This window comes from Ramlibacter monticola (assembly GCF_016722785.1).
Taxonomy (GTDB): Bacteria; Pseudomonadota; Gammaproteobacteria; order Burkholderiales; family Burkholderiaceae_C; genus Ramlibacter; species Ramlibacter monticola.
In genome coordinates this window covers 229576-256091 of record NZ_JAEQNE010000003.1, presented here as the reverse complement: position 1 = coordinate 256091, position 26516 = coordinate 229576, and the positions used below count along the sequence as shown (strand labels likewise).

The 26516-nt window shown below is 71.7% G+C and carries 19 protein-coding genes; 4 read left to right on the top strand and 15 right to left on the bottom strand.

Annotated elements, in window-relative coordinates; all coding sequences use genetic code 11:
• Positions 1 to 8 precede the first annotated feature (8 nt).
• Together JJ685_RS14580 and JJ685_RS14575 are read left to right on the top strand one after the other, a co-directional pair.
• Positions 9 to 980: a M23 family metallopeptidase gene (locus JJ685_RS14580; protein WP_201674993.1), complete on the top strand. Its 972-nt coding sequence runs from the start codon at positions 9 to 11 to the stop codon at positions 978 to 980.
• Between the two features lie 141 nt (positions 981 to 1121).
• Positions 1122 to 1616, top strand: a complete 495-nt coding sequence (locus JJ685_RS14575) for an RcnB family protein (protein WP_201674992.1) — start codon at positions 1122 to 1124, stop codon at positions 1614 to 1616.
• Between the two features lie 16 nt (positions 1617 to 1632).
• Here JJ685_RS14575 and JJ685_RS14570 read toward each other — a convergent pair whose 3' ends face one another.
• Entirely contained in the window at positions 1633 to 2571 is a 939-nt protein-coding gene (locus tag JJ685_RS14570; RefSeq protein WP_201674991.1) for a DMT family transporter, read from the bottom strand.
• Between the two features lie 89 nt (positions 2572 to 2660).
• On the opposite strand from JJ685_RS14570, the gene JJ685_RS14565 reads away from it, so the two are divergent.
• Positions 2661 to 3551 (top strand): LysR family transcriptional regulator, encoded by an 891-nt coding sequence (locus JJ685_RS14565; protein WP_201674990.1) that lies wholly within the window; start codon positions 2661 to 2663, stop codon positions 3549 to 3551.
• A gap of 18 nt (positions 3552 to 3569) precedes the next feature.
• Here the strand turns inward: JJ685_RS14565 and JJ685_RS14560 are convergent, their stop codons facing one another.
• Positions 3570 to 4097, bottom strand: coding sequence for a hypothetical protein (locus tag JJ685_RS14560; protein ID WP_201674989.1), 528 nt, complete (start codon positions 4095 to 4097; stop codon positions 3570 to 3572).
• 118 nt (positions 4098 to 4215) lie between these two features.
• Between JJ685_RS14560 and JJ685_RS14555 the strand changes: the two genes are divergently transcribed.
• The gene (locus tag JJ685_RS14555) at positions 4216 to 4848 is read left to right on the top strand and encodes a DsbA family oxidoreductase (protein ID WP_201674988.1); all 633 of its coding nucleotides are present in this window, start codon (positions 4216 to 4218) and stop codon (positions 4846 to 4848) included.
• Positions 4849 to 4858: 10 nt separating this feature from the next.
• On the opposite strand, the gene JJ685_RS14550 is transcribed toward JJ685_RS14555, so the two are convergent.
• From JJ685_RS14550 to JJ685_RS14490, 13 genes are all read right to left on the bottom strand, one after another.
• Positions 4859 to 7156 carry a M6 family metalloprotease domain-containing protein gene (locus JJ685_RS14550; RefSeq protein WP_201674987.1) on the bottom strand — a complete coding sequence of 766 codons (2298 nt, stop codon included), beginning with the start codon at positions 7154 to 7156 and terminating at the stop codon, positions 4859 to 4861.
• Between the two features lie 137 nt (positions 7157 to 7293).
• The gene (locus JJ685_RS14545; protein ID WP_201674986.1) at positions 7294 to 9288 is read right to left on the bottom strand and encodes an eCIS core domain-containing protein; all 1995 of its coding nucleotides are present in this window, start codon (positions 9286 to 9288) and stop codon (positions 7294 to 7296) included.
• A 46-nt stretch (positions 9289 to 9334) separates the two neighbouring features.
• Complete coding sequence (locus JJ685_RS14540; RefSeq protein WP_201674985.1) at positions 9335 to 10948, bottom strand: eCIS core domain-containing protein; 1614 nt, start codon at positions 10946 to 10948, stop codon at positions 9335 to 9337.
• Entirely contained in the window at positions 10948 to 11496 is a 549-nt protein-coding gene (locus JJ685_RS14535) for a hypothetical protein (RefSeq protein ID WP_201674984.1), read from the bottom strand. Before JJ685_RS14535 ends, JJ685_RS14540 begins: the two co-directional genes overlap by 1 nt.
• Positions 11497 to 11538: 42 nt before the next feature.
• Complete coding sequence (locus JJ685_RS14530; RefSeq protein WP_201674983.1) at positions 11539 to 12789, bottom strand: transthyretin-like family protein; 1251 nt, start codon at positions 12787 to 12789, stop codon at positions 11539 to 11541.
• 18 nt (positions 12790 to 12807) lie between these two features.
• On the bottom strand, positions 12808 to 17109 hold the full coding sequence (locus JJ685_RS14525) for a DUF6519 domain-containing protein (RefSeq protein WP_201674982.1): 4302 nt from the start codon (positions 17107 to 17109) through the stop codon (positions 12808 to 12810).
• Complete coding sequence (locus JJ685_RS14520; protein ID WP_201674981.1) at positions 17106 to 19817, bottom strand: hypothetical protein; 2712 nt, start codon at positions 19815 to 19817, stop codon at positions 17106 to 17108. The genes JJ685_RS14525 and JJ685_RS14520 overlap by 4 nt, the downstream gene beginning before the upstream one ends.
• Complete coding sequence (locus JJ685_RS14515) at positions 19814 to 22678, bottom strand: baseplate J/gp47 family protein (RefSeq protein ID WP_201674980.1); 2865 nt, start codon at positions 22676 to 22678, stop codon at positions 19814 to 19816. The genes JJ685_RS14520 and JJ685_RS14515 overlap by 4 nt, the downstream gene beginning before the upstream one ends.
• Complete coding sequence (locus tag JJ685_RS14510) at positions 22678 to 24570, bottom strand: baseplate J/gp47 family protein (RefSeq protein ID WP_201674979.1); 1893 nt, start codon at positions 24568 to 24570, stop codon at positions 22678 to 22680. Before JJ685_RS14510 ends, JJ685_RS14515 begins: the two co-directional genes overlap by 1 nt.
• Positions 24563 to 24952 carry a GPW/gp25 family protein gene (locus JJ685_RS14505; protein ID WP_201674978.1) on the bottom strand — a complete coding sequence of 130 codons (390 nt, stop codon included), beginning with the start codon at positions 24950 to 24952 and terminating at the stop codon, positions 24563 to 24565. Before JJ685_RS14505 ends, JJ685_RS14510 begins: the two co-directional genes overlap by 8 nt.
• Before the next feature lie 10 nt (positions 24953 to 24962).
• Positions 24963 to 25238, bottom strand: coding sequence for a hypothetical protein (locus JJ685_RS14500; protein ID WP_201674977.1), 276 nt, complete (start codon positions 25236 to 25238; stop codon positions 24963 to 24965).
• 16 nt (positions 25239 to 25254) lie between these two features.
• A complete protein-coding gene (locus tag JJ685_RS14495; protein WP_201674976.1) occupies positions 25255 to 25590 on the bottom strand; it encodes a hypothetical protein in 336 nt (111 codons plus the stop codon).
• Between the two features lie 7 nt (positions 25591 to 25597).
• The gene (locus JJ685_RS14490) at positions 25598 to 26500 is read right to left on the bottom strand and encodes a phage baseplate assembly protein V (RefSeq protein ID WP_201674975.1); all 903 of its coding nucleotides are present in this window, start codon (positions 26498 to 26500) and stop codon (positions 25598 to 25600) included.
• Positions 26501 to 26516: the final 16 nt, after the last annotated feature.

Here is a 26516-nt window from a genome sequence, read left to right as displayed (position 1 = left end):
GCACGCCCGTGATCGCCCTGGTCCTCGCAGTCTTGCTCGCCTCGCCCCTCGCCGCGGCACAGGGGGTGGCGCCAAGCCTCGCGCTGCCGATCCAGTGCCGCCCGGGCGTGGACTGCGAGATCCAGAACTACGTGGATCGCGACCCCGGCCCGGGCGCCAGGGACTACCAGTGCGGCACCAGGAGCTACGAGGGCCACGACGGCATCGACTTCCGCCTTCCCAGCCTGGTCCGCCAGCGCCAGGGTGTGGCGGTGCTCGCAGCCGCGGACGGCCAGGTGGCGCGCGTGCGCGACGGCGTCGCCGACGTCTCGGTCCGCGCCACCGGGACGTCCGCGGTGCAGGGACGCGAGTGCGGCAACGGGGTGGTCATCCGCCACGAAGGCGGTTTCGAGACGCAGTACTGCCACCTGGCGCGGGGCAGCATCGTGGTGAAGGCGGGCGACCCGGTGCGCGCAGGCGACGTCATCGCCCGCGTGGGCCTCTCCGGCCGGACGGAGTACCCGCACCTGCACTTCACCGTGCGCGAAGGGCGTGCCATCGTGGACCCCTTCGCCTACGGTGCGGCGGAAGGCGCCTGCCGGTCCGGCCGCAGCCTCTGGCGGCCCGAACTGCGCGAAGCCCTCGCCTACAAACCGCGCTCGGTGCTGAACACCGGCTTCGCCACGCAGCCCCTCGGCATCGATGCGATCGACGAGGAGCCTGCCCTCCCCACCCCGGAAGCCGCGGTGCTGGTGGCCTACGCCAGGGCCATCGGCCTGAAGGCCGGTGACGTGCAGACGCTGACGTTGACGGGACCGGAGGGGGTGGAGCTCGCCTCCAGCACCGCCCGGCCCTTGCCGCGCGACCAGGCGCAGAGCATGGTGTTCGCCGGCGTGCGCCGGCCCGCCGGCGGCTGGCCCCGGGGCCGTTACCGCGGCGAGTACCTGGTGCGGCAGGGCGGCGAGACGGTGCTGAGGCAGGTGTTCGACTTCACGCTGTAGGCCTTTCCGGTGCTTCGCGCCGAGGCAGTCCGGCCCCGAAGGCACAACCGCTTACCTGCCTTTGCACGCCCTCCGTGGCCCCTTCGCGCGGGCGACAAGTCGCGGGCGCACCATCACTGCATCCAATCAGGAGCAGTACCCATGAAAACTTCCGCCCTCCTCTGCGCCGCGCTGGCCGGCACCCTCGGCTTCAGCAGCCTCGCTTCCGCCCGCGAATGGAATGGCGACAACCGCGGCCACGACCGCGACCAACGCTTCGAGCAGCGCTTCGAACAACGCCACGACGGCCGCGCCGAGCGTCATGAAGACCGTCGCGTCGACCGCGGCTTCCAGCAAGGTTTCCGCGCGGGTGCGCAGGCGCAGCGGCACGTGCAGCCGGCACCGAACTACGGCTACGGCTATGGCCACGGCTACGACTACGGCCGGCAGCCGGTCTATCGCGCGCCCGCGCCGCGCTTCTACCAGGGCGGCTACCTGCCGTACCAGTACCGCGACCGCGCCTACTACGTGAACGACTGGCGGGCGTACCGGGGGCTCTACGCGCCTCCGTACGGCCACCAGTGGGTCAACGTGGACGGCGACTTCCTGCTGGTCGCCCTGGCGACGGGGCTGATCGCGACCGCGCTGCTGAACTGAGCCGCAGCACGCGGGGCTATTCCGATCGCCGCAAGGTCCAGAGGGCCCCGCCGATCAGCGCGACGCCTCCCAGCTGCAGCGCACTCAGCGCGCGGCCGTACACCAGCCAGTCCACCAGCACCGCGGTGGCGGGGTAGACGAACTGCAGCAGGGCGATCCGGCCGGTGGCGAGGCGGGCCATGCCGGCGTACAGCACCACGTAGGCCAGTCCCGTGTGCAGCACGCCCAGTCCGGCGAGCCATCCCCAGGCCGCGCCCCACGCCGGGAGGCCGTGGGCCAGGGGCCAGGCGGCGAGGGCCAGCGCGCCGACGCTGCACTGCCCCGCTGCGAGCGCGAAGGAGCCTACGCGCTCACCTTCGCTCCTGGCAATCAGCCCGGCCCCGGCATAGAGCAGCGAGCCGGCGAGGCTCAGGGCGAGCCCCTGGGCATAGCCGCTGCGTCCGGACCACCACGCGGCGTCGTGGTCCGCCACGCCACTGGCCAGCGCGAGCCCCACGAGCGCGATGCCGGCCACGCCCCACTGCCCGCGCGTCACCCGCTCGCGCAGGACCAAAGCTCCCAGGGCCAGCAGCCAGAAGGGCTGCAGGTGGAAGACGACCGTGGAGACGGCGATGGAGCACAGGGGGATCGCCGCGAAGAACAAGCCCCAGCTCGCGACCATCAGGCTGCCCGCGCTCGTGACAGCGGCGAGATCGCGGCCCCGGAGGCCGGCGAGCTCGCGCCAGCGCCCGGTCGCCGCGCCCCACGCCAGCAGTGCGGCCAGCCCGAACACGCAGCGGAACCACACCGTGGTCGCCGGATGCTGCGCTGCCTGCTCCACGAAGACGCCAACCGTGCCGAGCAGGACGCCGCCGCCCACCATGAGGGCCTGGCCCTCGCGCGTGCGCCGCGCCGAGGCGGAAGGCAGGGAGCGGGGTGCCGCGTGGGCGGCAGGGACTTGCAGGCGCGAGGACATGCCTTCAGTGTGAAGTCGCCCCGGCGCCGCGCAAAGCGAATCTTTCGCCGGGCTACCATCAGGGAATCGAATGGCCCAAGGGAACCGGCATGCCTTCCACCGATCTCCAGCTCGACTGGCTGCGCGCCTTCATCGCCACCGTCGACGCGGGCTCCCTGACCGCGGCGGGCCGCCAGGTGCACCGCTCGCAATCGGCCCTGAGCATGCAGATCGCGAAGCTGGAGCAGGCGGTCGGGCGGCCCGTGCTGGTGCGCACGCCGCGCCGCCTGGACCTGACGCCCGCCGGGCGCGAACTGCTGGAGCATGCCCGGCGCCTGGTCTCCCTGCATGACGAGGCCGTGCAGGCCATGCAGGGCGAAGCCCTCCAGGGCCATTTGCGCGTGGGCGTGCCCGAGGACTACGCCGTGCCCTATCTGGCGCCGGTGCTGCGCGACTTCGCGCAACGCCATGCGGGCGTGGAGCTCACGCTGGTCTGCGAGCAGTCGACGCTGCTGATCCCCCGCGTCCTGAAGGGAGAGGTGGACATCGCCGTGGTCACCACCGACCGCGCGGGACGCGGCCAGCCGCTGTTCGAGGAGCCGCTCGTGTGGGCCGCCCCGGCCCGCCACGAGGCCTGGCGCGCCACGCCCCTGCCGATCGCCATCTACGAAACCGGCAGCTCGGCCCGCAGCGCCGCACTAGCCGCGCTGCGCTCGCACCGCAAGCGCTATCGCGTCGTGTGCGAGAGCGCGAGCCCCGCGGGCATGCTGGCCGCCGTGGAAGCCGGGCTCGCGGTGGCGCTGTTCACGCGCTGCAGCGTGCCGTCCGGCTTCGAGATCCTGGGCCGCAGGCACGGCATGCCCGCGCTTCCCGCCCTCCCCGTGGTCCTGCTGCGCAGCCGCGCAGCGGCCGGCATGCCGGCCGCGGACGCCATGGAGGAGCAGGTCCTGCGGACGCTGGCACGGCGGCCGGGAGCGGGCGAACGGCAGCGGGGAGGATGATCCGCGTCGCGTCGGGCGCTACGCGAAAGGCCTCGCCACCCCGACGGGCGAGCGCGTGGCCGCCGTCCCCTGCGCGCGGAAGCCCTGGAGGCAGGCGCGGCCCATGCCGACGAAGAGGGCCAGGACCAGCAGCTGGGTGAGCGCGAATGCCGGCGTGTCCGGCGCCGGCGTCAGGACCGCCAGCAGCGGAACCTTCTGGAGCAACTGCGCCATGAGGACGAACACGTTCAGGTAGAGCACCAGCACCGACACCACGACGAACACCTGGCGCCACCGTCCTTCCAGGTGCTTGCTGTAGAGCGCGATGAAGGCGAACGGCAGCACCGCCAGCGACAGGATCGCGACCATGTGCGAGGGCAGCAACTGCGCGAACGGGAAGCCGAAGCCGGTCGCGTTCGTGAGCAGCGTGGCCCCCAGGAACACGGCCACCCAGCGGTCGAAGCGGACACCGGCCATCAGGCCTCCCACGACGACGAGGCCCGCCACGATGCCGAGGATGCTCAGCATGACGTGGAACAGGGTGAAGAGGGGCAAGGCAGACGGCATGGGAAGCTCCATGGGTCGATGAAAGGGCGACATTTGGCCGCAGCTCGCCGCGCCTCGCAACCGCGTCGCCCGCGGGCCGACAGCCGGTCGTCCCGCGGGCAGGATCTACACTGGCGCCATGCCTCTAGATCTACGCATCGACGTCTACGTCGAGCTCATTTGTCCCTGGTGCCTGATCGGCAAACGGAACCTGGCGCGCGCGCTGCAGCAACTCGCCGCATCGGACCCCGATGTGCGTGTCGCCGTCCAATGGCATGCCGTGCAGCTGATCCCGCAGGTTCCGGCCGAAGGGTGGCCGTTCGCCGAGTTCTACCTGAAGCGCCTGGGCAGCCCCGAAGCCGTGCTCGCGCGGCAGGCCCAGGTGAAGGCGGCCGCGGCGCAGGCGGGCGTCGAGGTCGACTTCGCGCGCATCGCGCGCTTCCCCAACACCACCCTGGCCCACGCCCTGCTGGCGCTCGCCGCGCAGCAGCCGGTGGGCGCGGACGCGATGCTGGAGCGCCTGTTCGCCGCCTACTTCCAGCGCGGCGAAGACATCGGCGATCGCGACACGCTGCTCGCCGTCGCGCGGGAACTGGGCGTCGCTGCCGACGCGGCGCGAAACGCCCTGGCGACCGCGAACGCCCCCGCGCCGGCCGATGGCGTTTCGGGGGTGCCGCTGTTCGTGTTCGACGGCCAGTTCTCCGTGTCCGGTGCGCAGCCGCCGGAGGTCCTGCTGTCCGCCATCCGGCACACCGTCCAGGCCCGCGCCTAGCCGCGGACGCTCACCCGCGCCGCACGCGCAGCTTCCAGGACTTCAGCTTGCCGTCGTCGCGGGCGACCTCGTCCTGCACCTTCAGCTTCCAGCCGCCACGGGCCTGCTGGCCGGCCAGCCCCGCCAGCGAGGGCGTGTTGGCCGCCGCGAAGGTGCGCGTGAGGGTGCGCTGGCCGCCGCCGATCTGGTCCTGCAGGAGAGCCTGCTTGCCGCCGGGGGACACCAGCGTGAGTCGGAGGTCGCCGACCCAGGAATGCGCGATGTCGACGTCGACCTCCACGCTGCCGACGGTGAACTCCTGCGCCACGTTCAGCGTGCGCTCGATGCCGGGGGCCGGATGGTCGGGAATGGCGGCGCCCGGGCTCTCGGACAGTTCGACCTGGTCCACGGGCACGTCCACCGAGGCGATCTGCAGCGACCAGGCGTTCAGGCGCCCGGTGTCCGCCTGCGCGCGGTCCCGCACGGTGAGCGTCCACGGGCCCTTCGAACCGTGCGCGCGCAGCGTCGCCAGCGCCGGCACGGCGGCCGCGTCGTAGCTCGCCTTCAGGTTGTCGGCGCTGCCGCCGCTGCCCTGCGGCTTCAGCTCGATCTCCGAACCCCAGGGCGTGGCGAGCATCACCTGCAGGTCCCCGCGGTAGGTGTGCGTGATGTCGACGTCGACGCGGACGGCGGAGATCTGCACGTCCTCGTCGACGACGATCCGGTCGGAAATGCCCTCGAGGTCGTCGTCGGGGATCGCGCGGGCGGGCGTGGACTTCTTCGTGAGCAGGGCCGACGGCGTCTCGACGTCCGAGGTCCGCACCCGGAAGCTCATGGTCGGGCCCGAGGCCGAGATGCGGTCGATGATCAGGTTCGAGGAGGCGCCGCTCCACCAGCGGCTGTCGGGGGTGCTCGCATCCGAGAAGCTGGCGGCGGAGCCGGCATACAGGTCGTTGGCGTCGCCATCGGTGCCGCGGACCCGTTCGAGCTGGAACAGGCCGTCCGCCTGCTCGAGCGAGATTTCGTAGTGCTTCGCCGCCGTCATCTCCTGGTTGCTGTTGTCGCCGTCCTCGTCGACGTGCCAGATCGCCAGCCCTTCGTCCGGCAGGGCCGCGTCGCGGTTCGCGCGCTGTCGGTTCTCTAGGATGAAGTACTCGCGGCCGTTGCGCGGGAAGATGGCGAAATCGTTGGTGCCGGCCGCCAGCGACACCACCCGGTCGTGCTCCAGTTGCTGGATGGTGTTGGCCCACCCGGCCAGCCGCTTGAGGTAGGCGCAGATCGAGATCGGGTTCTTCTCGTCGCGGTTGTTGCCGCTGCCCATGAGGCAGAAGGCGCCGACGCCGCTGGATTCGTAGCCGTAGTCGTACAGGTCCGGGTAGTCGCACAGCATGTGCCCGTTCTCGTGGCAGAAGGTGCCCAGTTCGAGCTCGCTGCCCATGGCGGTGAACTGGTAGTCGAAGGCGCTGCGCCCGGGCGCCAACTGGCGCGCGCTCGTCAGGTGGTGCGAGTGCGGCCAGAGCCCCTCGCTCCAATTGTTGGTGACGGGGCCGGCGTAGTAGACGTTGATGGCGTAGATGAAGCCCTTGTCGTCCGCCGTGAGGCCCGAGAAGTTCGTGCCGAGCGCCTGGTGGTGCGCGAGGGCCTCCTGGATCAGCTCGATGGCGCGCTGGGGATACGGGACCGAAGGGTCGGTGTAATGGGTCTTCGGGTGCTGCGCGCGGTAGTACGGCAGCACCTGGCTGGTGTAGCGGCAGCGCCCGATCGAGTTGTCGAGGAAGTAGTCGTGGACGGAGCCGTGGTTGCCGAAGCCGTTGTAGCCGCTCTGGTTGCAGAAGCGCTCCACCTCCTCGCGCTGGATCGTCGCGGGCGCGTCGCTGAAGTCGATCAGCAGGCAGAGGCCGAGGTAGTCGCCCACCGTCTCGCGGCGGGGCGGGGCCAGCAGCGGCCCGCCCGCGGCCGCGGCGCTGCGCAGCGCCCGCAGTGCCTGGCGGCGCTCCTCGCGCCGTTCCTCCCAGCGCTGGCGCGTGCGCGCCAGCGGCGAAGTGCTGAGCGCCGCCAGGGCCGCTGCGTGTGGCACGCGCAGGCCGCGAGGCATGCCCGCCACCGCGCCAGCCGGGGCATGGGCGGGGACGTTGGTCGGCTGCAGCGACTGCCCGTCGGCCGACAGCGCCGCCACGCGGAAGAAGCCCGAGGCAGGATCCTTCACGACGGTGTGGCCCTGCAGTGTTTCGAATACGGCGTGGAACTGGTTGCCCCAGCCGCGCAGGCGGATGGGCGTGCCATCGGGTTGCGTGAAGTCGAATACCCGGCCGGAGAACGCGCTTGGCATGGTGAGTCCCCTTTGCGTGAGGGCGCGGCGCGAAGGCCGCGGGTGAGAGCGATCAGGGTACGGTCGTGGATGCGCCGGCCACAAGCACCTTTTCGCGTAGGTCCCGTGGACGGCCTCGATGCCATCCGTCGGGCTGTTCAGAAGATCTTGCGCCAGTAGGACTCGGCGATGCGGAAGAAGCCCCCCAGCTCGCGCCCGATCAACTCGGCGTAGAACATGGTCTTGGCGAGGTGCACGCTATCGAGCTTGGAGGTGAGGTCCCACACCAGCGCCCGGCCGTTCGGCGCGCGCACGAAGACATCGGGCTTGAGGTTCTTGATGACCGTGCCGCGGAACTTCTCCGGCAGCGCGGGATAGCGCTTGGTCATGCCCCAGACCTCCATGTACTTCTCCACCGTGAGATCGGCGAACTCGGGGCGCAGCTTGACGACCTTGCCCAGCTGCTCCTCGGCCGCGACCGTCCAGCCGTTGGCGGGTTGCCCCGTGCGCTCGAGAACGATGTCGCGCACCGCGGCGTGCAGCTTGGTGCCGTATTCCCGCGGCCCCAGGCCCGAGACCCCCTGCGCCTTCAGGCGCTTGACGCCCTCGGCGACCACCTCCTCCACCGGCAGCGCCGGCACGCCGGGCGGTGCCTTCCTGCCGCCACCTTTGCCCCCGCTCTTCGGCCCCTTGTCCTGCAGCGGCTCGAGCGCCTTGTCGATCTCCTTGTCGCTCAGGTCCTTGAAGTCCGGGTTGTCGCCGCTGCCGCCGCTGCTGCCGCCGCCGCTGGGGGGCCCGTCCCCGGGGCCTCCGGTCACGCGCATGGCCTGCGTGCCGACCAGGCCCGACGCCGCCACGGGCGACGAGACGTCGACCACCACGGCCACCTTCGACAGCACCAACTCGCCGCGCGCCGTCATGATCGGGATGTCGGCGGCCAGCGCGAGCTTGGGGACCTGCCCCGCCTTCGACGCCGCGAACCCGCAGCTGGCGATCAGCGCCAGGATCTGGCCGGTGAGCTCGCCGATCATGAGGGTGCCCTCGTCGATCGAGGACTTCTCGAAGCGCTCGATCCAGTCCTTCACGATCTTCTTCAGCCCCGGCACCAGGTTCCGTGCCGCCGCGACGATCTCTTCGTTGTATTGCTTGAACGCCTCCATGTCGTCGATGAAGCCGTAGAGCACCAGGCCGATCCACTTGAGGATGCCGACCACCAGCTGCAACAGGCCCTTCACCATGTCGACCACGCCCTCGCCGAAGCCCACCACGATGCCCGCCACCGCCAGCACCAGCGTGATGAGGACGCCGACGAACTCGTCGAACACGGTGACGAGCTCCTCCAGCGCACTCTTTCCCGGGCCGTCGTCCATCGCGGCCACGCTGGCGCGCAGCGCGTCGAACGCGGCCTTCTGCGCCGAGCGCAAGCCGCCGATCATCGCGGCGTACATGCGCTTCTTGATTTCGGCCCAGCTCAGGGAGGACAGGGCTTCGGCCACGCGCTTGTGGTTGTAGGCCTCCGCGTCGCGCTCCGACTGGTTCTTCAGTCCGTCGGGAACGCGCGCGATGACCGGCGCCTGCGCGCGGAGGCGCGGTGCCGCGGGCAGCCCCCGGGCGGTGCGCTCGGCGCTGGCCTCGGCGTCGCATTCGAGCGCGGAGCCGCGCCGAGTCAACGGTGCGGCCAGGCTCGGCGCCAGGTGCGCCAACTGCACCGCGTGCGCCAGTTCGTGCGCCAGGAGGTGGCGGCCGGCCGGTGCATCCGGGGCGAACTGGCCGCCGGCGAAAACGAGGTGCCGCCCCAGCGTCGCGGCGCGTGCGCCGAGACTTCCCGCCAGCGCGGCGGCGGCCGCGTCGTCATGGACGCGCACGGCGCCCAGGTCCTGCCCCAGCAGCGGTTCGAAACTGGCGCGCGTGCGCACATCGAGGGGGCGGCCCGAACCCAGCGCAGCGGGCAGTCCGTCCCGCGCCGCGGCAGCCACCGGGCTGGGGCGCGGCGGCGGCCCACCTTCCAGGCGGCCCTGCAGCCACTCCCCGAAGGCGCGGTTGCCGAGGCGCACGGGCGGCGGGGCGCGCAGTGGATCGGCCGCGGGCCCGGTGGAGGGCGCGCCGCTGCGTCGGGCGCCGGAGCGAGGCTCGCGTGCTTCGCGTTGGTTCATGGCTTGTCCGTTCACGGGCCGCGGCCGATCCCGCCTCGGTCCCGGCTCACGGCGCGGCCCCGAGCTGCTTGTCCAGGCTCTTCTCTTCGGCCTCGAGTTTCATGATCGCCTCGGCCAGGTCCAGCGACTCGATCGCGTTGTCGGCGCGGCGGCGCTTCTTCCGGATCCTGGCGAGCTTCCCTTCGCCTTCGCGCTCGATGCGCTGCAGGTCGGCGCCGGGGTCGAACTCGTCGTCGTCGATGGTCAAGGGCTTCGGCGGCGGCGGTGCGACGCCGAACGTCCGTAGGACGGTGCTCGCGTCCTCCTCCCAGATGTGCACCGTGCCGCTCTGGCGCTGGAAGTCCGCCTCGGTGACGGCACCCTTCTTCTTGAGGCGTTGCAGCACCACCGGGTCGATCATGCCCAGCAGGTCGGTCCGCCCCGCCGCGTCGCCGCGGCCCACCGACCATTGCTCGCTGGCCGGCTTGCCCTTGCCGGCGGGAATCTCCATCTTCAGGTACGCGTCCGTGAAGCCGAACACGTGCGCCAGCTCGTGCGCCACCACGATGACGCGCGAACCTTCCAGGTGGGCGGGTGCGAGGCTGATGCTGCCGTGCACCGAGTCGCCCGAGGACGGCTCCTTGTCCGGTCCGCGCACCTCGATCTGGAAGGCGTCTTCGGCCGCCTTGTCCTTCTTCCGGCGCCAGGTGATGGCGGGCACCAGCTTGAAATCCATGCCGGCGTACTCGCCGTTGGCGATCTTCACCTGCCACACGTCGCGGATCGCCTTGTCGATGCGCGGGATGTCGGTCGCTGCCCTGGCCTCGGCCTCCTTGTCCTTCAGAGCCAGGTAGCTCAGCTCCAGCCTGGCGTTGATGGTCGCGGACTGCCCCTGGACGGTGGCCGACGCGGCTTTCCTGATGGCCCTGATCGCGAACGTGCCGCCCCACAGCGCCGGCCCGGCGCTTTCCGAGCGCGCCTGCGCATGCAGGTCCGCCGTGCCCTTGCGCAGCGACTCTTCCAGCCGTTCGCTCATCACCGAGCCGGCGAACTCGTCGTTCAGCGCCTGGTATTGCGCACGCAGCGTGGCCAGGCGTTCGCGTACCACCTTCAGCCGCGCGTTCAGCGCATCGCGGTTGGTGTCCGCCTGCGGCCCGGCGGGCGCACGGCTCAGGCCCGGCCGACCGCTCGCCGCCGGGACTCCGCCCCGCTGCTGCACGACGTGCGCCAGTTCGTGCGCGAGCCGGCGCTGGCCGTCCGGCGTGTCGGGGCGGTACGCGCCGGGCGCGAAGCCGATGCGGGTTCCTTCAGTGAGCGCGTGGGCGTGCACGTCCTGCAGGCGCCGCTGCATGGCCGCGTCCTGGTGGACGCGCACCTGCGAGAAGTCGTGACCGAAGGCGTCTTCGAAACGGGCCCGCGTCGCACGGTCGAGCGGCTGGCCTGCCAGCGAGTTGGTGTCCGGGGGCACACTGCGCGACGTCGCAACGCCCTCGCGCACGGTGGCGGCGGCCGCGCGGTCGGCCTCGGCTTCCAGCGGCAGGGCGGCATCGCGCGACAGCCACAGCGCCAGCGCCCGATTCCCGGTCGCCGCATCCGCGCAAGCAATGGCCTGCGTCGGCCCCGGCGCTCTCGCGTCGTCGTGGGTGCGGGCCCGCTCGGCGCGGAGGCGCGTGGGGGACATCAGGCCTCGATGCGCACGGACAGCAATTCGATTGCGCTGGGCAACAGCGCGCGCCAGCCGCTACTCACCGGCGCCTCGATCGCGCCGGGAAACACGGTCACCGCAAAGCCCTGGCCGTCGCGGGCGTGGCTGAACTTCAGCCACGGCAGGCGCGCCCCGTCCACCGTGCGCGACACGAAAGCCTCGCGCGAACCCGCGCGCTGCAGCGACAGCCGCGGCACGTCGAACGACCAGTCGCGCGAGCCGTGCCGCGCGCGGCCGCGCAACGCCGGCACGCCGTCGTCGCCGTGATGCAGTTCGACCTCGATGTCGGTCGATGCGGCGCACAGGCGCAACAGGCCGCCTTGCGCGTCGAGGCGCACGACCTCCGCCGCGGCGCCCTCCAGCGGCTCGAGTTCGAGGCCGCGCGTGGAAAGCCAGCGCTGCAGCAGCTCGCGCCACGCGGGCTTGAGCGCGAGCGACAGGCGCAGGCGTGCGCCCGGCACGGTGCGCAGCACGTCCGTCCATTGCGGACCGGTCACGGTGGCCTCAGTCGTCGATCTGTTCATGCGGCACGGGCCTGGTGCTTTCCATGGTGCCCCGGCACCGCGTCAGCGAGGCTTCTTGCGGGTCGGGGCCTTCTTCGCCCGGGGCGTCTTGGTGGCCGTCTTGCCCGCGACCCCGGCCTCCGCGGCCTTCCGCGTGCCGGCAGCGCGAACGGCCGGACGTTCCCCCGCGCCGGGCGCCAGCAGGCCCAGCTGCTGTTCGAGCCGGCTCAATCGGTCCAGCGGCAGCCGGGCGATCAGCTGGTCCTGCGACTGCCGCACCTGCACCAGATCGGTCTGCAGCTTGACGATCTCCGCCTCCTTGGCCGCCGTGGACTTGCGCAGCGCGCTCAGTTCGGCCTTCAGCGCCGCCACTTCGTCGGTCTGCGCGCGCAGGGCCTCCGCATCCGTCGAAAGCCGCTGCTCCAGCGCGCTGCCGGAGCCCTTCAGGCTTTCGACTTCGGCACGCAGCGTCTCGGCCTGCTGCACCCGGGTCTTCAGCGACTGCACGTCCTCGTCGAGCTTCTGCACCGCCTGCCCGTCGACGGCGTTCGCATCGGCCGCCGGCACGCGCGTGTAGTACTTGACGACGCCGTTCTCCTGATAGAGCTGCACCTTGTCGCCGGCCTTCAGCTGCAGCGGATAGTCGGCCAGCGTCTTCAGCGTCTCGCGGCGCCCGGCCTCGCTGACCGATTTCACTTCGGTCACTTCCACCTGCTTCAGTGCCAGCGCCTGCTGCGCGGCGGCCACCGGCTGGTTGACGACCTCGCGCTCGGTCGTGCCCCGGGTGCGAACCGGCGCGAGATCGAAGTTCTTGAGCGCGTCGCCGCCCAATCCCCCGAGCAGCGAGCCGATGGTCCGGGCCTTGTCGGTGCCTTCGCGCCACGCGCCCCTGAAGTCGGATGCCTGCCACCAGTCGGCCACCTTCAGCGCCTGCGTCACGCTGACGTAGTCCCGCCCGGCAGGCCGCAGCTGCGGCATGTCGAGCTCGAGCACCACGTCCGTTGCCCCGCGAGCGGTGTTCTTCCGCGGCTTGTCGAACGTGCTGAGCACTTCCGTTCCGTCGAGGTAGAGCCTGAAGTACACGTCCGGCGAGCGGTCGGGCGCGAAGTCGCCGAAGTACACGCTGTCGTAGCCGATGGTGAAGCGGCCCTCGTCATCGGTGGTCGCCTGGCCCAGCAGGTCGTGGTAGCGGGTGTCGCGGTCCCAGGCGTCGACGCGCACGCCGCGCACCCCGGCCTTGGTGGCGCGGTCGATCACCCGCCCGCGGATCACGTATTCGGGTTGGGCGACGAGCACGGAAGCAGAGGTGGCCATGGCAAAGGCTCCTTCGAATCAGGGCACCAGCTTCAGGCAGCAGAACCTGGCGAACGCCGTCTTGAGCACGGGCAGGATCGGCACCGCCGAGAGCCAGTAGCCCCAGGTGCGGAACGACTTCGCGTAGTGGCGCTTGCTGAAGTTGCAGATGCTGTGGACCTTGCCGCCCTGGATGTCGATGGTTCCCAGGTAGACCTTTTCCTCGCGGCCGGAGTTCGGGCACTCCACCAGGAACTTGTCGCACCAGCCGTCCTTCAGGTACTGGATCAGCACGCTGCCCAGGTCGAGGTAGGCCGCCAGCATCTGCTGCCGGTAATTGGCCAGCGTCACCGGCGGCTCGTTGGTGAAGCTGGGTGTGTTCGCGATCAGCTCGCCCACGTTGATGGCGTTCAGGGTCGAACCCATGTTCAGGGCGTACATCTCGCGGTCGTCGCTCCGCACCGCCACGGACAGCGGCATGATCTGCAGCGGAATGCGCCCGACGGTCGACAGGATGCCGGTGCCGGTGTCCAGCAGTCGCATGCGGTAGGTCTCGGCTTCGCTCAAGGCGAGCACGTTGCGCGAGGGCATCAGGCCCAGCCGGTACGTCCCCACGTTGCCAAGCGACAGGGTGCCCAGCAGGTTCTGCGGATTGAGCGAAATGCGCGTCAGGAAACTGGCGAAGCCGTTGTTTCCGGTGAGGTAGACGATGCCGTTGCCCACCGCCAGGTCGTTGCGGAGGGTGTCGCCGGCGACCGCGAACGGGATCGTCGAGTGCACCAGCGTGCCCAGGTTGATGCGCCGCAGGCTGTTGAAGGCGCCGGACTGCGAGCCGCCGGTCTCCTCCGTCGCGACCGCGTCCACGCCGGCCGTGTCGATCGCGAACAGGCCCGTCGCGTTGAACTGGATCGCCGGGCTGGGCACCAGCGGGATCGCCAGCGGGTTGAAGCGGTACAAGCCGCGCTTGCTGGCATCGGTGGCGCTGCGCCCGATCGCGAAGAGCGCACCGGCCTGCGCCGTGTGCGTGGCGAGCGCGACGAAACGGATGTCGCACACCACCGTCGAGCCGCTCCACGACAGCGTAGGCGCCCCGCCCGGCGCGCCGGCCGGCGTGAGGGCGAGCGTCGCGAACACCGAATCGACGTTCGGGGGGTGCGAGATCGTGCCGACCGCGTAGATCTCGGTGCCCGCGGCGTTGAACGCGATGTCCTCGACGTTCAGGTTGGTGGCGCCGGGAAAATCGGTCACCGCCACCGCGGTGCGCGCCTCCACGTCGAAGACCTGCAGTTTCGGCCCGAAGCCGTAGGTCACGGCATAGCGGCCGGTCGGATCGAGCTTGACCCTGCGATGCAGCAGCCACATGCCGAACATCGTGTCCATGCCGTTGGGCACCGGGTACGGATAGGCCGGGAAGACCTGCAGGTTGTCGAACATCGCGCAGTAGGTCTTGCTGGCCAGCAACTCCTGCAGGTCCTCGTGCAGTTGCTCCAGCAGGTCGTGCTCGGACCTGGACACGTACATGTACGGGCCGTTGGCCGAGTTGACGACCTGCCACAGCAGGTTCAGCAGCGCCACCAGGCGCTTGTGCTGGTCCGACAGCGGCAGCGTGGTGTCCGGGAAAGGCGTGAACTGCGCCTTCACGAAGTTGACCAGCGCGAGGATCACGTCCTCGTAGAAGTCCTTCAGCAGCGTGCCTTCGAGCACCGTGTCCCAGAAGCCTTGCGGCACGTGCGGCTCGATCTGGATGTCGACGCCGCCGGCGCCCGGCTCGATCCACAGGTTCACCTTCCCGTTGCCCGATGCGTCGAGCAGGCCCTGCGCGCCGGCCTGCGTCACCAGCGGCACCGGCTCGTCGCCGGCCACGTGCATCAGTTCGCCGTCGCCGTCGAGCGCATAGCCCTTGCCGAGGATGATCTCCTTGCGGTCCTTCGAGCAGCGCAGCTTCAGGCCGCAGATCACGCCCATGCCGTGCAGCAGCTTGTTGTGCAGCTTCAGGTCGCCGGTCAGGTCGGCGCGGCACAGCGCGTCGATCGCTTCCTGCACCGTGCCGACTTCGGCCCAGCCGGGCACGTGCTCGCCATGCTCGGCCACGCACGCCCCGGGGTCGTAGGCGACGCGGCTCGCGTCCAGCGAGGGCAGCGCCGCGAAGCGCGGGCGCAGGTCCTCGGCGAAGACGATTTCCGGCGCCGGCGCGGCGCCGCGCGAGCGGCGGAGGGCGGCCAGCAGGTAGTACGCGTGCGCTACGCCGCGTGGCGGCGCTTCGATCAGCCGCTCCACGCTGCGGTCCCGCGTGCGCGTGGCGAACAGCCAGTGGTCGCCCGCGACCAGGGCCTCGCCGCCGAACTCGATCACCACGCCGTCGGCCAGCACGATGTCGCCGGCGATGCAGGCCGCCAGCGCGTCCCAGCGCGTGAGCTTGGCGTGATGGGCCAGCCGCATCGGCTGCGGCAGCGGCGCGTGGAACGTGGCCTCGAACGGATCGACGACGGTCGGGTCTTCCCAGCCGATGCGCCGCGTCTGCAGGTTGACGCTGGCGATCCTGCGCAGCTCGCCGCGGCGGTGCCGGGCGTGGGCGGCGCGGTCTTCGTAGGCGCCGGTGGCCAGCTCCACCAGGTCGTCCGAGACCTCGACCAGGTCGCCGATCGCGAACAGCTCGGGCTTTTCGACCACGGCCGAAGTCGCGCCGGCCGGCGCGTCTTCGAGCAACGGGCACATCACCCCCGCGTTGTCCCGCGACCACTTGAACCAGGCCGTGGTGGCCGCACCCGCCAGGCCGACGCCGCCCGCGCGGTGGATCTCGACCCGGAACAGCCGGTTCTCTTCGCCGAGGTAAGGGCCGGCTAGGACGGGTTCGCAGGGGTCGGCGCAAGGGTCGAGCGCGGCAGCGGGCTTGTCCTTGGTGGTGAGCACGCCGCGGCCGATGCGCGGCAGCATCGCAAAGGCGTCGGCCGGCGGCACCGCGGTGTCGCCCAGGGGAACCTCCGCGCCCTTCAACAATCGCACCTGCGCCACGAGTTGCGTGCGCGTGCAGGTGTCGATGCCGTCGAGAGCGACATCGCGCAACTCCGGCCGCTCGGCATAGGACAGGGGGCGTTCCCAGAGATCGAGGTAGGCCCAGTCGATGCGGCGACTCTGCTCGCTGGCGAGCGGCGCCAGCGCGGCCGGGTCGGCCTGCGGCAAGTCAGCCTGCGTGAAATAGGTGCCGTGCGCTTCGCGCGTGGCCGCCAGGCCGTCGCCGTAGAAGCGACCCGCCCCGGCGGAGGTGCCGTCGCCGCCCATGATCACCAGGTCGCGCGCCGGGTCGGCTTCGATTCGCACCGGACCGAGATGGTAGACCGCGGTCGCGTCCAGCGCCGTATAGGCCAGTTGCGTGATGCCGGCCCAGTTGAACGCGCCGGCCTGCGGCAGGTCGAAGCGGATGAAGTCCCAGCCGCCGGCGCTGGCGGTCTGGCTGGCGGCCAGTGTGATCGTGTTGGCCGGCACCGCGTCGTCGCGCAGCATCAGCGCCATCGGCGCGGCCGCCGGGACGCGTCGCAGCGCGACCCGCAGGCGCCGCGCGCGCGAGGCGTCCACCGGCGCCTCGAAGGTGGCCGACACCGCGGTGGCCTGGGCCACGCGCACGGCCGTACCGCCCCATACGCGGAAATCGTCGTCCGCCGTCAGCGCCGCCGTGGCCGGCAGCGCGGCATACCGGTCGCTCGCGTCGGTGCGCGCGATGGTGGTGAATTGCGGCAGGTCGGCCTTCAGCACGTCGAAGCTGTAGCGCGTCGCGGCGTTGAGCCCCGAGAAGCCGTAGCCCGTGATGCGGTCGGCCGCGAAACCGGAGGGCCATGCGCCCGGCACACCGCGCAACACACGCCAGCCGTCGTCGACGGCAATCTCGTTCATCGTGAAGGCGTGCACCGTCGTGCCGTCGGTCACCTCGAACACGGGCATCGAGGCCGGCACGGTCTTGACCGCCAGCAGCACTTCCTGCACGAGAGTCAGGTCGATGGGCTTTGCGAGCTTCCTGCGCGCGGAGGTGGCGCCCATCACCACCAGGCTGCCGTCGCCCACGCGGTGGTCGAAGTAGTCGATGAACGAGGACGAGGTTCCCGCGGGGAGCGTCGCCCAGTCCTTGCGCGACTCGAACCTGTCGAGGACCACGTGCGTGTCGACGTGGAAGCCGTCGTTTGGGCTGCCGGTGTGCACCGTATCGCCGGCAAGGCGCTGCAGCATGCGCAGCACCAGCTCGTTCTGCTCGTTGAAGTCCCACTCGGCCGAGGGGCGGCCCATCTGGTGGAACACGCCGACGAAGTGGTTCAGCTCGTCGAACGAGATCTTGGCGATGTCGTTTTTCATCGGCGTATTCCTTTGAAGCGAAGCTGCGGCAGCACCGGCACCTGCACCGGCGCCAGGCCCGCGGGGATCGATTCCTGCCAGCGCAGGCCGGCGTTCTGCAGCCTCCACGGCAGGCCGGCGGAATGGAAGGCGCCGATCTCGCCGCCCTCCTCGCCGCCGCGGCGCAGTGCGGCGGCCGAATGCGGATGGAGGTGCATGTAGCCGGGATCGGCGCAGCGCGTGGACACGAAGATGGCCGTCGCGGCGGTGCAGCGGAAGGCGGCGGCGACCCAGCTGCGGGGCAGGCGCGAGAAGCGCAGGCAGCTGCCGGCCGTGTCGGCCACGACCAGTCCGCCGGCGCACAAGCTGTTGGAGATGCTCACGCGGTCCGCCTGCACGTCGCCGAACACGGTGCAGCGCGCGAGGCTCGCGCTGCCCACCGCCACGGTGAGTGCGGGGACGCCACCGGTCGCTTCGACCGTGGCGCCCGGATGCTGCAGCACGCTGTCCTCGGCGGCCACCGCGCTGCCGGCCGCGGCCGCGAGGCTCACCGGAGCGCTGATGCACGAGCGCAAGGTGACGGAGCAGGCCATCGCTCCCGTGACCTGCAGCGACGCGGTCTCCGGCTGCAGCGTGCAGTACGCCAGCTCGACGCGCGGCACGCCGCCGTCGACGCGAAGCGGCCCGCCGGCGAACACCAGCCCGTCGAGCCGCAGCAGGCCGAGGGTGGAGTTCTGGACGTCCAGCGCCCGCGCGGCGGCTGCGGGCTTGACGATGAAGGGCGTCTGGAGCGCTGAGGCCTGCAGGACGAGGCCGCCGGGGAAGTTGCGGCCGGCGATGGAGAGCGCTTCGTCGTAGACCGCGCTGTCGAGCACCTCGATCACCACCGGCTCGCTCAGGCCTTCCGGTGCATCGGCGATGGCGGCTTGCAGCGAGTCGTATCTGGCATTGCGGTCGCGCGCCACGGTGCGCAGCGTCGCCGGCAAACCAGGGCGCGCGAACGGCCCCGCGCCGATGGCGGCGGTGCGGCCGAAGCGGAAGTCCACGCTCAGGCGGCCGGCCGGCGCCTCCCCCGCAGGGAAGGCGATGCGTCCGCGTTCGGGGTCCACGGCCACCTGGCCGGGCAGCAGCGCGGGAACCAGCGGCCGGTCCCAGCAGCACAGGTCGCGTGCCACCACGCGGCGCCAGCGCGCATCGCCGGCCGGGTGGCCGGGGCGGATGCGCCGCTGGCCTTCGGAGGCGCGTGCGAGATGCAGCGCCGAATAGGCGCCGAACAGGCCGGTGTCGGGGTTGCGGTCCGGGTCGCCCGGGCCGTGGTCGCCGCGCGCGTAGTAGCTGGAACCGTCGGCCGCGACGTAGAAGAAGACGGAATCGCCCGGCGCCAATGCCGGCACCGCGGGCAGCACCACCTGCAGCGCGAGCCCGCGCGCATTGCGCACGATCACTTCGCTTTGCGGGAAGGTGCTGGCGGCGGCGCCCCCCTGCGCGACTTCGAGCAGCAGCACCGGGTGGTGGAACTCGCCTTCGTCCGGTTCGTACGGCGCCACGCCGGGCACGTAGCCGAAGTCCGGCGCCACCGTGTCGAGGGCCAGCCGGCCGTGCGGGTTGCGCAGCTGCAGTTGCGCGCTCCAGGCCACGCCGGGCGAATAGGGGACGGGCGTGGGCACGTCGGCCGTGCCCGGATCGGCATCGTGGTCCACCATCAGGATCACCGCGCCCAGGCGCACCGCGCGCAGCTCGAACTCGCGCCCGGCCGGGACCACGCCGTGGTCCGGCGCGAGCAGCCCGTCGTCGCTCCCGAGCTCGGCAAAGTCGAGCGCGGGAGCGACCGAGGGCGGACCGTCCGGCGCTTCGCCGATCAGCGCAATCCCGTCCTCGCGGATCGAGAAGCCCAGGGGCGAATCCACGTAGGCGCGCGGATGCGCGCGCAGGTCCCGCGTGCGGATCGGCACGTCGTCGCTGTTGGCGTGCGCGATGTCGGCGCCCGCCGCGCCGCTGCGGCGCGCGATGCGCTGGCGCAGGGGCTCGGTCGCGCCGCCCGCGTGCAGCGCCGTGTCGCTGCCCAGCGGGTCGAAGCGGTAGAGGACGGGTCCTACCTCGAACGGCGTCACCGCCTGCAAGGGAAACGACTCGATCGGCCAGCCGAACAGCGCGACGTTCGTCGGCCTGTGCCAGCCCGCGCGTCCATCGGCCGGCCGGATGTCGATCAGCGAACGCGCGGTGGAGAACGGCGTGCGCAGTGCGGCGATGGCTTCGCCCCGGCGCAGGTCGAGCGCCGAATGCGCATCCCGCCTGACGTGCGTCAGCGGCACCATCCACGCCGTGCGCTCGAACATCTCCACCGCATGGACACCCAGCCCGCTGATGTCCCGTGCCACCCCTTCCAGCCCGGCCAGCGTGCCCTTGCGCCGGCGCCAGTGCAGCGTGTTCTTCACGTCCGCGCGGTTGCGCGCGGCGATCTCGCGCAGCCGGGCCGCTTCGCCCGTGAAGAGCACCTGCGTGCCCACGAGGTCGGCGAGGTAGGGGATGACCCAGTCCTGCGCCGAGTCGATGAAGTGGTCGGCGTACTGCTGCTCGATCAGCCCGCGCAGGCGCCACAGTTCGTCGGCGAACACGCCGAGGAAGGCGTGCAGCCGGCCTTCGGTATCGCGGGCGCGGTAGACGCCGGGCAGCCAGCGCCACAGCTGCTCCAGCACTTCGGCCCGCGTGGGCGGACGCGCGTCGATCACGTCAGGCCTCCGATCAGTTGCACGCTGAAGCGGCCGACGGTGGCATCGGTCGCCGCGCCGCCGGTGGCCAACGCGTCCGCGGGGACGGCGATCGCGTCGACGACGCGGGTCGCTTCGCCTTCGACGTGGAAGGCGGTCGCGAGCACGTGGTCCACCCCCTCGACGGCCTCCCCGGCGGCGTACACCTCGCTCAACGCCAGGTCGGTGCCCAGGGCGCGCGTGCCGAAGGCGAAAAAGCCGCCGGGCCCGAACGCGACCAGCAGCGCGCGCTGCACCGCGGCCTGCAGCACGTCGGGAAGCACGTGGACGCGCAGCGCCAGGTGGATCGGCCAGCGCCGGTGGTCCCGCACGCGCAGGCGCACCGGGTCGGCGCTGCGCGCGGAGAGGAAGGCCAGCAGGCCGTCCTTCTGCGGCGTCGACAGCGCGGCGCCGCCGGTGGCCGCACAGGTGACCACCACGACGCGGCGCGCGCCGGCGCCACGGCCTTCGAGTTCCACGTCGGCACGGGCCTTGGCGATGCCGGCGTAGGTGAGCGCGAGATCGGCGTGGTCCGACAGCGCGACGGCGCGGTCCAGCGTGCGCACGCGGTGCGCGGCACGCTGCCGCGCGACTTCGGGCGTCTCGGGGTCGGCGCCACCACTGGCGGCCATGGGGTTGAGGCTGCGGGCGATGAACTGGGCGGGCTGCGGCATCCGGACGATGGCGCCGGCCGCGAGATTGGCCACCGCGCCATGGCCCGCGCGGTAGCGGGCGGTGATGTTGTTGCGGCCCGAAGCCGGCGTCGCGCCGTGCACGCCGTCGCCGAACACCACGGTCGCGCGCTCGCGGTCGTCGATCTCGATCACGCAATGCGTATCCAGCGGGCCGCTGAACGCCAGCGTCTCCACCAGGGTCCAGCGGGTCGAGCCGACGAACACTTCGACGGCGGGCGCCACGCCGCGCGAGGCGGCCGGGTCCGGCACGAACGCGAGTCGCGTCCGCCGCAGCATGAAGCGCTGCGGCGCCGCCGCCGTATCGCCGCTGCCCAGGACTTCGTCGGGACCACCCGCGCCGTGGCCGATGGCCGCGACGTTGCCATGGATCACCGCGTCGCCGATCGCGTAGGCGTGCTCCAGCGGCCGCGCGAGCGACACCCGCGCGCCGCCGGCGATGGCCTGCACCTGCGCGATGCGGGCGCCTTCGGCCTGCGCGCCGTCGGCGATCACGAGGTCCATGCCCGCGGACAGGCCGGCGGGCGAGCCGGCCAGGTCGAGCTGCGACGCGCCGGCGGCCAGCGTTTGCTCCGAGCGGTCGTGGCCCGCCACGTGCATCGTGTGCTCGAACGGCCCATGGATGGCGAGCGTGGCCACCCGCAGGCTGGGCAACGCTTCGTCGGGCAGGGTCAGCACGGTCTTGCCGTCGACGCTGTCGGCCTGCAGGACGCGAAAGGCCTGCGTCGCCTGGCCGTCGGACAGCGCTACGACGGTGCCGGGCGCGAGGCCGTCGTAGGACTTGTCGAGCGTGAGCCGCGTCCGCTCGCCGCCCGGGAAGGCGCCCGGCACTTCATCGAGGCGCAGCGGACGCAGCCAGGTCTGGTGCGTGGCCGGGTCGTCCGGCGCGATGCTGTAGTAGCGCACGCGTGCCACGTTCTCGAACGGCGCCACGGTCGGACGCATCGCGCGCAGCAGCGGCTGCGTGAGCGTGATGAGCAGGCCGCCCGCGCTGGCCACCGTGGCCAATTCGACGCCGCTGGCGTCCGCGACCAGCAGCAGGTCCCCCGGCTGCGGGGTGTGCGGGAAGTCCTTCTTCTTGCCCAGCGGCTCGCGCCAGAGCTGCGTGCTGCCGGCGCGGATCGTCGTCGTGATGGCCCCGCAGGCCGTGCCTTCGAGCACCCGCGTCGCCGAGCGTCGCAGCGAGGAGACGACGCCGCGATTGAGCGTGATGGTCTTCGCCGCCACGTCCTTGGCGATCACGAGCACGGGCATCAGGAGCCCGCCGCTCTCGACCAGCGCCGCGGCGCCCACGGTGAACATCGCCGCATTGGCGACCGGCAGGCGGTTCTGGCCCAGCGTGACCTCGTCGGCACGCTCGGCCGCGGCCATCTTCATCACCTGCTTCGCGCGGCCAAGCACCCGGGTGTCGGCGATCAGGAACTCGGCGTCCTCCACCACGGCGCCGGGCGCCCATCGCAGGACGGTGGCGTCGTCGACCTCGCTGGCCGCCGACAGCGGCACCGCCGCCAGCGCGGCGCCGTCGTCGAAGACGAGGGGTGCGCCGGCCTTCAGGCCCGCATACGCCGCGTCCATCGTGGCGCCCAGGTCCTGGTCCGACGCGGACAGGTGGCGCAGGCGCAGCTTGCGGCCCGAACGGTCGTGGCCGACCAGCCGCATCGCGTTGCGCGACGCGTGCACGTCCAGGGCAGCGAGCGTCTCGAAAAGGAGGTCGGAGGCGGGCACGGTGCCGGGCGGCGGCGGCGCCTGCAGCCGGAAGGCCCTGGGCAGCGTGCCGGACGTGCCCGGCTTGGCGAAGAAGGCCTGCAGCGCGGTGGCGCTTGCGCCGGCCCCCAGGCGCACGTCGATCAGCTCGCACAGGTCGATGAGCGAGCGCGGCAGTTGCGCGGTGCGCAGGTAGCTCTCATTGGCGCGCTGGTCGGCGTAGGCGCACAGGGTCGCGCCCAGGTGCGCGAAGAGTTCGGCCAGCAACCTCGCGTGGTCGGATCCTTCGAAGGCGAGCGTGGCGTTCCACCCCGGCAGCGATGCGGGCAGCCTTTCGAGCAGCCGATCGCGCAGCGAAACGGGGTCGTCGGCCGCATAGTCGATGCGCGACAGCGCGGGGCGGACGCTGGCGGTCAGCGGCAGGGATTCGAAGGCGACGGGGTCCATCAGCCCTCCTTGCCGCCGCGCGTGCGGAGGAAGAGGACGCCGTTCTCGGTCGCGGCCGGATCGTTGTCGCAGCGCGCGACCTCGAGCGCGCCGACCTCGATGACGCCCTGCGCCTCGCGGTCGGGGTAGCGGTCGCCCAGGCGCTTGAAGCGGGCCACCGAGACGCTGCGCACGCCTTCGACCGCCGTGACGGCGGCATACAGGTCGGACAGGTACACCGGCTGGCCGAAGCGGAAGCGGCCCGGCCCGAAGAAGGGCAGGCCCTGCACGAGCGGGCCCACCAGCGCGCGCTCGACCGCCTGGCGCACGTCGCGCGCGAAGTGCCCCGCCTGCACGTCGATTTCGAGCGCCAGGTGCAGGGCGGCGTAGCGCGCGTCTTCCACGTGCACGTCGCCCCCGGCCATCCGGCGTTCGTCCAGCACCGCTTCCAGCGCCTCGCGCAGGCCGGGGGTGGCGGCCAGCGGACGCCGGTCGACCAGGTCGACGCTCACGAACACGGTGTTCCAGGCGCCGGTGTGGCGCACACGGGCGTGCGTCTGCAGCGGAACGATGCGACGGCCCTGGACGGTCACGCCCTGCGCGAGCGCGGCTTCGTAGTCGGCCGGCACCACCGCGCGGTGCGGTTCGCGCAGGCGCATCGGCCCCAGCAGCCTGGCCTCCGCGAGCGATTGCGGTTCGCGGGCACCGTAGCTCGCGTCCGGGTTGCGGACGGCCAGCACCCGCTGGCTGGCGTCGGGAAAGGTCCAGCCGGCGCCGGGCACGACCAGCCGCTCGGGCGCCACCTGACCGGCCAGGCCGTTGCCGACGCGATAGCGCACCACGATGGAGGCGCCCGCGGCCGGCGCGGCGCCGGCCACGCCATCGCCGAATTGCACGCTCACCAGGCCCGCGTTGTCGCGCGCAAGGCGGTAGTGGGGATCGGCGGCTTCGCTGTCGATGAAGTCGTCGACCTCGACCCAGGCCTCGCCGTCCACGAGGACTTCGAGCGCGATGCGCGTGCCGCCTTCGGCGACCGGCTCCTGCGTGACCGGCGCATGTTCGAGCGCGATGGCCTGCCGCGGCCCGCCCGTGCCGGCTTCGCGCGCTTCCTGCGACTGGCCGTGCGTGGCCGGCACGGCGTTGCCATACACGCGCGCGGGCGGAATGCCGGCCTGTGGATTGCCCAGCGCCAGGTAGCTGCCTCGCAGCGGCTGCGCGAGCGTCAGCGTGGTGACGGCGCCATAGGCGGCCGCTGCCACTTCGACCCATTCGCCGGCGGGCGCACGCTGGCCATCGCGGTGCGGATCGCTGGTGTCGCTCTGCTGGAGCAGCAGCCGTGTGCCGACGCCCACCGCGCCGGCCAGGTTCGCGGCGCACTGGATCTGCAGGCCGTCGAGAGTGGACGGCGCATCGGCGGCCAGCGCGATGCGGCTCGCCCCTGGGTGCAGCACGGCGTCGGTCGCGGTCTCGAACACCACCGGCTCTTCGTTGCCAGCGGCGACGGTGGCCACCGCGGCGCCGCGCGGCAGCCACAGCGGCATCGCACCCTGCACCTCGAACAGCAGCCACGCCTGGGCGGCCTGGCCGGGGTCGATCCCGGCATCGACCAGCCGCAGCAGCTTGCGCACCGATTCATGTTGCGTGGCGGTGCGGAGGAAACCTTCGAGCGCGACGCGGTCCTGCAGGTACGAGAGCTGGTCGCCGGCATAGGCGAACAGTTCCAGCAGCACCATGCCGAGGTCCGCCTCGCTGCGGTCGCGCCAGTCGGGCGCGAGCATGGGCAGGCGATCGAGCAGCGCGCGCAGCAGGCTGTCGAAGTCGTGCGCCATCCACTCCACGCCCTCGTAACTGCGCGGCGCGGGGACCGGCGACGGCGCGGGGCGGCCGCAATCGACGGCGAGGCAATCAGCCACGGTTGGCCCCCTCCTGCGGCAGCAGCTGGTAGACCACGCGCTCGCGCTCCAGGTCGCGGCTGCGGGTATAGACCACCTCCACGCGCAGCGTTTCCTCCTCGTGCTGGACGTGCACGCCATGCACCATCACCAGGTGGCCGAGGAAGGCCTGCAGGGCCTTCGCGATCGTGAACTCGGTGGCGGCGGCCAGCACCTCGTTGTTGCCCTGGAACACCAGGTCGCGCGCACCGCAGCCGAAGGCCGGCAGCATCACCCGCTCGCCCGGCGCGGTGAACAGCAGCTGTTCGATGCGGCCACGGATGGCGCCGTCCAGGTCGGTGCTCGCGGTGCCGCCGGCCGGCGTCAGCCGGAAGGGGAAGGCGAGGTAGCGTTCGTCGGTCATCTTCGGCCCTTCACGCGATCTCGCCGGCCGCGCCGAGGATCTTCACCGCCGAGGGCGGCTGGCTCGCGTTGATCCGGTTGGCGGCGATCGTGATCTCGAGGGCAGCCTTGAGGTGCACGATCACCCCGGTGGAAATGGCGATGAAGCTCCGGCGCCGGTTCTCGGCGGCTTCGGGGGTCTCGTCGTCGAGCACGAGAAGGCCCTGCTCGATCATCGCGAGCTCGATTTCGTGCGCCATCGTGGCGGGCTCCAGGAGCTCGCCGAGGAGGGTTCCGGGCTTCAACACGTGGTGACTCCCCGATTCAGCACGGGCACGGCGGCAGGGCCGGCAGCGCGGGCAAGGACGGCAGCGCCGGCAGCGACGGGATCGGCAGCGGGATCACCAGCGCCGGCAGCGGCAACGACGGCAACCTGGGCAGGGCCGGCAGGGCGGGCAGCGCAGGCAAGGACGGCAACGCCGGCAGGGACGGGATCGGCAGCGGGATCACCAGCGCCGGCAGGGGCAGCGACGGCAGCCTGGGCAGGCCCGGCAGGGCGGGCAGCGCAGGCAGGGAGGGCAGCGCCGGCAACGCCGGGATCGGCAGCGGAATCGTCAGCTGCGGCAGCGGCAGCGACGGGATCTTGCAGACGCAGCTCATGGCGCATTCATTTCACCGTGACGGACTTGGAGATCGCCGGATGCATGGGCGAGGACAGCGGCATCGGCACCGGGATCGGCGGCCCGGACGGGCCGAACGCGGTCGGATGCGTGTGCGCATCGAAGATCGCCGCGAACGCCCGGCCCAGGATCGCCGGCTCCATCGCGCCTTCGCCCAGCGCCACGGTGTCGGAGCGCAGCATCACGTTCTTGGCGACGATCTGCACCGCGGAGCCGGCGAGGTCGACCACCGTGCCGTCCTTGTTGGTCAGGGTCACGTTGGACTCGCCCATGCGCAGGTTGTTGCCGCCCTGGTCGGCCACCGACAGCTCGCCCTGGTCGGCATTCAGGTAGACGAAGCTGCCCTCCTTGTTGCCGATCGTGACGCTGCCCTTCTCGTCGAAGGTCAGCACCGCGCCGTCCTTGTGGCGCAAGGTGATCGTCTCCTTGCCGTCGACGTCGCAGAACTCCAGCACGTGGCCGGACGAAGTCTTGAGCACGCGCCGCTTCGGGTCGCCGGCTTCCATCTCCTGCGCCTCGGCCGGAATCTCGGTCGTGCCGCCGGGGGCCGACCAGAACACGCCGACCCACAGCGGGCTGTCGAGGTTGCCCTCCTCGTACTCGACCCAGACCTTGCTGCCGATCTCGGGCACGAAGAACCAGCCCTGGTCGGGCGCGCCGCCGAAGGGCAGGCAAGGCCACGCCCAGTCGCTCACGCTCGGGCTCTCGGTATCGGGCTGCGCGTTGTCTTCGGTGGGGAAGAGGCTGGGCACCCACACGCGCAGGCGGCCGAGCATGAGCGGGTCGAGGTTGTCGATCACCACGCCGCGGTACTTGCCGAAGTACTGGCTTTCGAGCCGCTGCACCCGTTCGCTGTCGGCTGCGGAGGAGAGGGTTTGTTCAGCGTCCATCGACATCCTCTTTCCT